A 6,047-nucleotide genomic window follows, 5' to 3' on the forward strand; every position below is an offset into this window, starting at 1 on the left:
GCGGTGATCCCGGCCGGCAGCAACGACTTCCGCCGGTCGACGACGGCGCGCACGGCGCCGGCGTCGAGGAGCACGCGCCCTCGGGGCTCGGTCGCGTGGGCGAGCCAGAGCAGCCGCGACGCCCGGCGCGACCCGGTCGGCGTGAAAAGGGTGCCGACGTCCTCCCCCGCCAGGCCCTCCCGCACGCGGTCGGCCGAGGTGAGCAGGGTCGCCACGCCCGCGGCAGTTGCGATACCGGCCGCCTCCAGCTTGGTCCCCATGCCGCCGGTACCGACGTTCGACGTCGATCCCTTGACCACGACATCGGCCAGGTCGGCGGCGCCGCCGACCTCCGGGATGCGCCGGCTGCCAGGCCGGTGGGGAGGGCCGTCGTAGAGGGCGTCGACGTCGGACAGCAGCACGAGCGCGTCGGCGTTGATGAGGTGCGCCACGAGGGCGGCCAGCCGGTCGTTGTCGCCGAACCGGATCTCGTGGGTGGCGACCGTGTCGTTCTCGTTGATGACCGGCACGATGCCGAGGGCCAGGAGCCGTTCGAGGGTCCGGCGGGCGTTGGCGTAGTGGGTTCGCCGGGTGACGTCGTCCGCGGTGAGCAGGACCTGTCCGACGGTGAGGTCGTGCGCGCCGAACGCGTGCTGGTACGCGGCGACGAGCGCGCCCTGCCCGACGCTGGCCGCAGCCTGCTGGGTGGCGAGGTCCCGGGGCCGCCGGGCCAGGCCGAGCGGCCCGAGACCCGCGGCGATCGCCCCCGACGACACGAGGACGACCGACGTTCCGGTGTGGCGACGCGCAGCCAGCACGTTGACCAGGGCGAGGAGCCGGCCCGCGTCGAGCCCGCCGTCCGGCCCGGTCAGTGAGGAGGACCCCACCTTGACGACCAGCCGGTCGGCGGCGGCGATGGCGGCCCGCGTCGACACGAGGAACGAGTCTATTGAGCGCAGCCGCTCCCCCGCCCGACGGTCCGTGCTCGCGGATCGTCGGAACAAGTCGACCCCCTGGGGTCAACCAGTTCCCACGATCTGCAGCAATCCGGGTCAGGTGCGCGTCGCGGTCAGGAGGAGGTACTCCCACTCCATGACCAGCGAACCGGCCCGGCCGAGGTCGGCGAGGCGAGCCAGCTCGTCGAGCGCGGCGTCGACGGCGGCGACCCTCTCGGCGTCGTCGCCCAGCGACCCGTACACCGACAGCACCGGCCCGTAGTATGCCTTGAACGACTCCCGGAACTCCGGCGGCGTCGCGTAAGCGTCCACGCGGACCACCTGCCGGCGCGCGACGACGTCGCGAACCCCGTCGCCGAGGAGCCCACGGACGTGCGCCTCGTCGCCCCACAGGGGCGGCGGCTGGGCACCGGGCGGAGGCGGTGGCGCATACGGGCGCATCGTGCCGAGGAGCCGGCCGACGAAGCCCTGAGGCGTCCAGCTGATCAGCCCGATCGTGCCTCCAGGACGGCAGACCCGGAGCAGCTCGGCCGCGGCGATCTCGTGGTGCGGGGCAAACATCACGCCGACGCAGGAGAGCACCACGTCGAACGCGGCGTCGTCGAAGGGCATCGCCTCGGCGTCGGCCTCGCGCCACTCGACGTCGAGGCCGGCACGGATGGCGGCCTCGCGCCCGACCTCGAAGAGCTCGGGCGTCAGGTCGGAGGCCACCACCCGCGCCCCGGTTGCGGCGGCGGGGATCGCAGCGTTCCCAGAGCCGGCGGCCACGTCGAGGACCGTCTGGCCGGCCCGGACCCCGCTCGCCCGGACGAGCACCGCGCCCAGGTCGGGGATCACGGTGCGGGCAACGAGGGGGTAGTCGCCGGAGGCCCACATCGCGCGGTGGCGGGCCTTGACCGGGCGGTCGGTCTCGGGATCAAGAGTGGACATCGTCATGTCCATGAGGGTCCGCCACGCCCGGATCCCGGACCAGTGCAGAAACTGGACTACCCCGGTCCCGGAAGTGGACCCATCCTGGACCTATGGCCGAGAGCTACAGCCAGTACTGCCCCATCTCCCGCACCCTGGACCTCGTCGGGGACCGGTGGTCGCTGCTGATCCTGCGTGACCTCTACGTCGGCACGACGACGTTCAACGGTCTCGCCCGAGGGCTGCCGGGCCTCTCGCGCAGCCTGCTGGCCAAACGCCTGCGGTCCTTCGAACGGGAGGGCCTGGTGGACAGGCTCGGCGGCCGCTACCTCCTCACCGAGCGCGGTCGCGACCTCGAGGGTGTCCTCATGGCCCTCGGGAGCTGGGGCTCCCGTTGGATCTTCGCCGACCCGCGCGAGGAGGAGCTGGATGCCCAGCTGCTGGTCTGGTGGATGCACGGCCGCCTCGACACCGCCGCCATGCCACTGGACCGCTGGGTGCTGCACGTCCGGTTCGTCGACGACCCGCGCCGGTTCTGGATCCTCGTCGAGGACCGGGTGCCCTCGGTCTGCCTGACCGACCCCGGGTACGGCGTCGACGTGACGATCGCGTCGGACGTGCGCACCCTGTACCGCGTGTGGCTGGGCCAGCTGCCGCTGTCGTCCGGCCTGCGCCACGGCCTGTCGATCGAGGGGCGGCGGGCCGTCGTGCGCCGCATCCCGGACGTGCTCCAGCTCAGCCCGATGGCCCCGCTGGTGTCGGGAGCGCTGGCGCTGCACGCCTGAGGGGCGGCTCAGTCCTCGTCGGTCTCGTCGCGGGCCGTCGCCCAGTGGCCGGCCCGCCGCTCGGCCTCGAGGTCCGACTGTGTGGCCTGCCGCGCGACGTAGCGGTCGTGCGCTGACTCGCGCTTCTCGTCGCGGGTCGCCCGTTGCGACTCGGAGAGCCGCAGGTCGCTCCCGCGCTGGCCGAGCAGCTCCGCCCCGCTGATCAGTGTCGGCTCCCAGTCGAAGACGACCGCGTCGTCGGCCGCGCCGATGAGCACGGTGTCGCCCGCGACGGCCCCGGCCTTGACCAGGGCCTCCTCGACGCCCAGCCGGCCGAGCCGGTCGGCGAGGTAGCCGACGGCCTCGTCGTTGGCGAAGTCGGTCTGCCGGACCCAGCGGGTCGGACGCTCCCCCACGACCCGGTATGCGGGTCCGTCCGGGGTGGCCTCGCGGCGGATGACGAACCCGGAGTCGTCGACCGCCCGGGGGCGAAGGACGATTCGCGGCGGCACGATCTCGGCGAAGTCGGCACGAGCCGCGGTCACGAGGCGACCGAGCGCATACGTCAGCTCGGTCAGGCCGATGTGCGCCACGGCGGAGACGATGTGGACCTCGTAGCCACGTTGCTCGAGGTCGGGCTTCACCATCTCGGCGAGCTCGCGGGCCTCGGTGACGTCGGCCTTGTTGAGGATGATGACGCGGGTGCGCTCGGCCAGCGGTCGACCGCCGAGGTCGGCGTCGGGGACGTAGGCGGCGAGCTCCTCCTCGATGACGTCGAGGTCGGTGAGCGGGTCGCGGCCGGGTTCGAGGGTGGCGCAGTCGATGACGTGAGCCAGCACGGAGCAGCGCTCGACGTGGCGGAGGAACTCCAGGCCCAGCCCGCGGCCGAGGTGGGCGCCCGGGATCAGCCCCGGGACGTCCGCGATGGTGAACCGCATCTCGCCGGCCGTGACGACTCCGAGGTTCGGGACGAGGGTGGTGAACGGGTAGTCCGCGATCTTCGGTCGCGCCGCTGAGAGCACCGAGACCAGCGAGGACTTCCCCGCCGAGGGGAACCCGATGAGGGCGACGTCGGCGAGCGACTTCAGCTCGAGGACGACATCGAGCGCGTCCCCCGGCTCCCCGAGCAGGGCGAACCCGGGCGCCCTCCGGCGAGGTGACGCGAGCGCCCGGTTGCCCAGCCCGCCGCGGCCGCCACAAGCGATGACGTGCTCCTGACCGGCGGCGACGAGGTCGACGACGACGTGCCCCGTGGCGTCCTTGACCACCGTGCCCGGAGGCACCGGCAGCACCAGGTCTGCCCCGTCGGCTCCGTTGCGTTCGTCACCCGCGCCGGGCTTGCCGTTGCCGGACGTCTGGTGCGGGTGGTGGTGGTAGTCGAGCAGGGTGGTCGCCTGCGGGTCGACGCGCAGGATCACCGAGCCGCCTTTGCCCCCGTTCCCACCGTCGGGACCGCCGAGGGGCTTGAACTTCTCCCGCTTGACGGAGGCGACCCCGTGGCCGCCGTGACCCGCCGCGACGTGGAGGACGACCCGGTCGACGAAGCTCGCCGCTGGCATACCGTTCCTCCCGCTAGAGCCCTGCTCGTGAATCGCTCGTGAAACAGAAAGGGCGGACCGGGTTGGTCCGCCCTCTCCTTCTGCAGCCTGCGCCTCAGGCGTCGGCCGGCTGCTCGATGTTGACGACCTTGCGGCCGCGCTTGTTGCCGAACTTCACCGCACCCGCGACGAGCGCGAAGAGGGTGTCGTCCTTGCCACGACCGACGCCCTCGCCGGGGTGGAAGTGGGTGCCGCGCTGCCGGACCAGGATCTCGCCGGCGTTGACCTTCTGGCCACCGAACCGCTTGACGCCGAGGTACTGCGCGTTGGAGTCACGCCCGTTGCGGGACGAGGACGCGCCCTTCTTGTGTGCCATGTCTAGCCCATCCCCTCAGACGTCGATGGTGGTGATCTTGACCTGGGTCAGGGGCTGACGGTGCCCCTGGCGCTTGCGGTACCCGGTCTTGTTCTTGAACTTCATGATGGTGATCTTGGGGCCCTTGGCCGGCTTGACGACCTCGGCGGTGACCGTGACCTTGGCCAGCTTGGCCGCGTCGCTGGTGACCGTGCCGCCGTCGACGACGAGCAGCGGCGTCAGGTCGATGCTGTCGCCAGGCGCACCTGCCACCTTGTCGATCAGCAGGACGTCGCCTACCGACACCTTCTCCTGGCGTCCGCCAGCGCGAACAATCGCGTACACAGGTCACTCGCTCTCAATGGTTCCTCGTAAGTCACGAAACGCGCGCACTCTTGAACCGTCACGTAGCGTCCGCGGTGTCGCGGGGCACAGATCGGTGGGCGCACCAACGCACGATCGTACCGGTTCGCCGGTTCCCTGCCCAAATCAGCCGTTGGCGTCGCCGCCCGGGGTCACGGCACGCGGCGGACCGGCGGGGGCGACGACCCGACCGCGGTGCCGGCGGGGCCGGGACGGCGGGCTGCTGACGGGGGCGGCGTATGCGGCCACGTCCTCGTCGACCTGCGCCTGGGGAGGCTCGGGAGCGGTCTGCGGCTCCGGTTCGACCTGGGCCGCGTCCTGGGCGGACGGCTCGTCGTCGCGGTCCGGCTCGGCGTTCGCGACGTCGGCCCGACCGGTGGGCTCCGTGACGTCCTGGGTTGCGTCGTCGGCCACCGGGGCGTGCTCGGTCTCCTCGAGGTCGAGCTCCAGGACGATGTCGAGCGGTCCGTCCTGACCCGGCTCCCCAGCGACGAGACCGTCCTCAAGGGTGCCGTCACCGGCATACCCGCTCGACTTCATGGCGGCCGCGTGCGCCGCGGCGGCGATCTGCGCGGGCGTCGGCCCGCCGTGGCGTTGCGGTGCCGGCGGCTCCGGGGACCGAGTGCGTCCGCGGCTGCGGCCGTTCGACCCCCGCGTCTGGCCGGACCCGCCGTTGTTGCCGTTGCCGTTGTCGGCATGGTCGTGACCGTTGGCGCTCTTGTCGACCGGGTCGCTGTGGACGATGATGCCGCGTCCGCCACAGGCATCGCAGGTCTCGGAGAAGACCTCGATGAGGCCGGAACCGACCCGCTTGCGGGTCATCTGGACCAGGCCGAGGGAGGTCACCTCGGCGACCTGATGCTTCGTCCGGTCGCGGCCGAGGCACTCGAGAAGGCGGCGGACGACGAGGTCGCGGTTGGACTCGAGGACCATGTCGATGAAGTCGATGACGATGATCCCGCCGACGTCGCGCAGCCGGAGCTGACGGACGATCTCCTCGGCGGCCTCGATGTTGTTCTTGGTGACCGTCTCCTCGAGGTTGCCGCCAGAGCCGATGAACTTGCCGGTGTTGACGTCGACGACGGTCATCGCCTCGGTGCGGTCGATGACGAGGGAGCCGCCGCTCGGCAGCCAGACCTTGCGGTCCATCGCCTTGGAGAGCTGCTCGTCGACCCGGTGGTGG

7 protein-coding genes are annotated in these 6,047 nt (G+C 72.0%); 1 reads left to right on the forward strand and 6 read right to left on the reverse strand.

Annotated elements, in window-relative coordinates; translation table 11 throughout:
- Both proB and VIG79_RS15000 read right to left on the reverse strand, forming a co-directional pair.
- A partial coding sequence (gene proB, locus VIG79_RS14995) for a glutamate 5-kinase (RefSeq protein ID WP_331887083.1) occupies positions 1-914 on the reverse strand: 914 nt, incomplete at its 3' end.
- A 117-nt stretch (positions 915-1,031) separates the two neighbouring features.
- The gene (locus VIG79_RS15000; RefSeq protein ID WP_331887085.1) at positions 1,032-1,871 is read right to left on the reverse strand and encodes a class I SAM-dependent methyltransferase; all 840 of its coding nucleotides are present in this window, start codon (positions 1,869-1,871) and stop codon (positions 1,032-1,034) included.
- A gap of 86 nt (positions 1,872-1,957) precedes the next feature.
- Here VIG79_RS15000 and VIG79_RS15005 point away from each other — a divergent pair, with 86 nt between their 5' ends.
- Complete coding sequence (locus VIG79_RS15005) at positions 1,958-2,629, forward strand: helix-turn-helix domain-containing protein (RefSeq protein WP_331887087.1); 672 nt, start codon at positions 1,958-1,960, stop codon at positions 2,627-2,629.
- An 8-nt stretch (positions 2,630-2,637) separates the two neighbouring features.
- Here VIG79_RS15005 and obgE read toward each other — a convergent pair whose 3' ends face one another.
- From obgE to VIG79_RS15025, 4 genes are all read right to left on the reverse strand, one after another.
- Complete coding sequence (gene obgE / locus VIG79_RS15010; RefSeq protein ID WP_331887088.1) at positions 2,638-4,167, reverse strand: GTPase ObgE; 1,530 nt, start codon at positions 4,165-4,167, stop codon at positions 2,638-2,640.
- Between the two features lie 94 nt (positions 4,168-4,261).
- A complete protein-coding gene (gene rpmA, locus VIG79_RS15015) occupies positions 4,262-4,522 on the reverse strand; it encodes a 50S ribosomal protein L27 (RefSeq protein ID WP_331887090.1) in 261 nt (86 codons plus the stop codon).
- 15 nt (positions 4,523-4,537) lie between these two features.
- On the reverse strand, positions 4,538-4,846 hold the full coding sequence (gene rplU, locus VIG79_RS15020; RefSeq protein ID WP_331887092.1) for a 50S ribosomal protein L21: 309 nt from the start codon (positions 4,844-4,846) through the stop codon (positions 4,538-4,540).
- 144 nt (positions 4,847-4,990) lie between these two features.
- The coding region (locus VIG79_RS15025; protein ID WP_331887094.1) for a ribonuclease E/G at positions 4,991-6,047 on the reverse strand (1,057 nt) is incomplete at its 5' end.

Origin of the sequence: Lapillicoccus sp., assembly GCF_036559105.1 — a bacterium.
Lineage (GTDB): Bacteria > Actinomycetota > Actinomycetes > Actinomycetales > Dermatophilaceae > Lapillicoccus.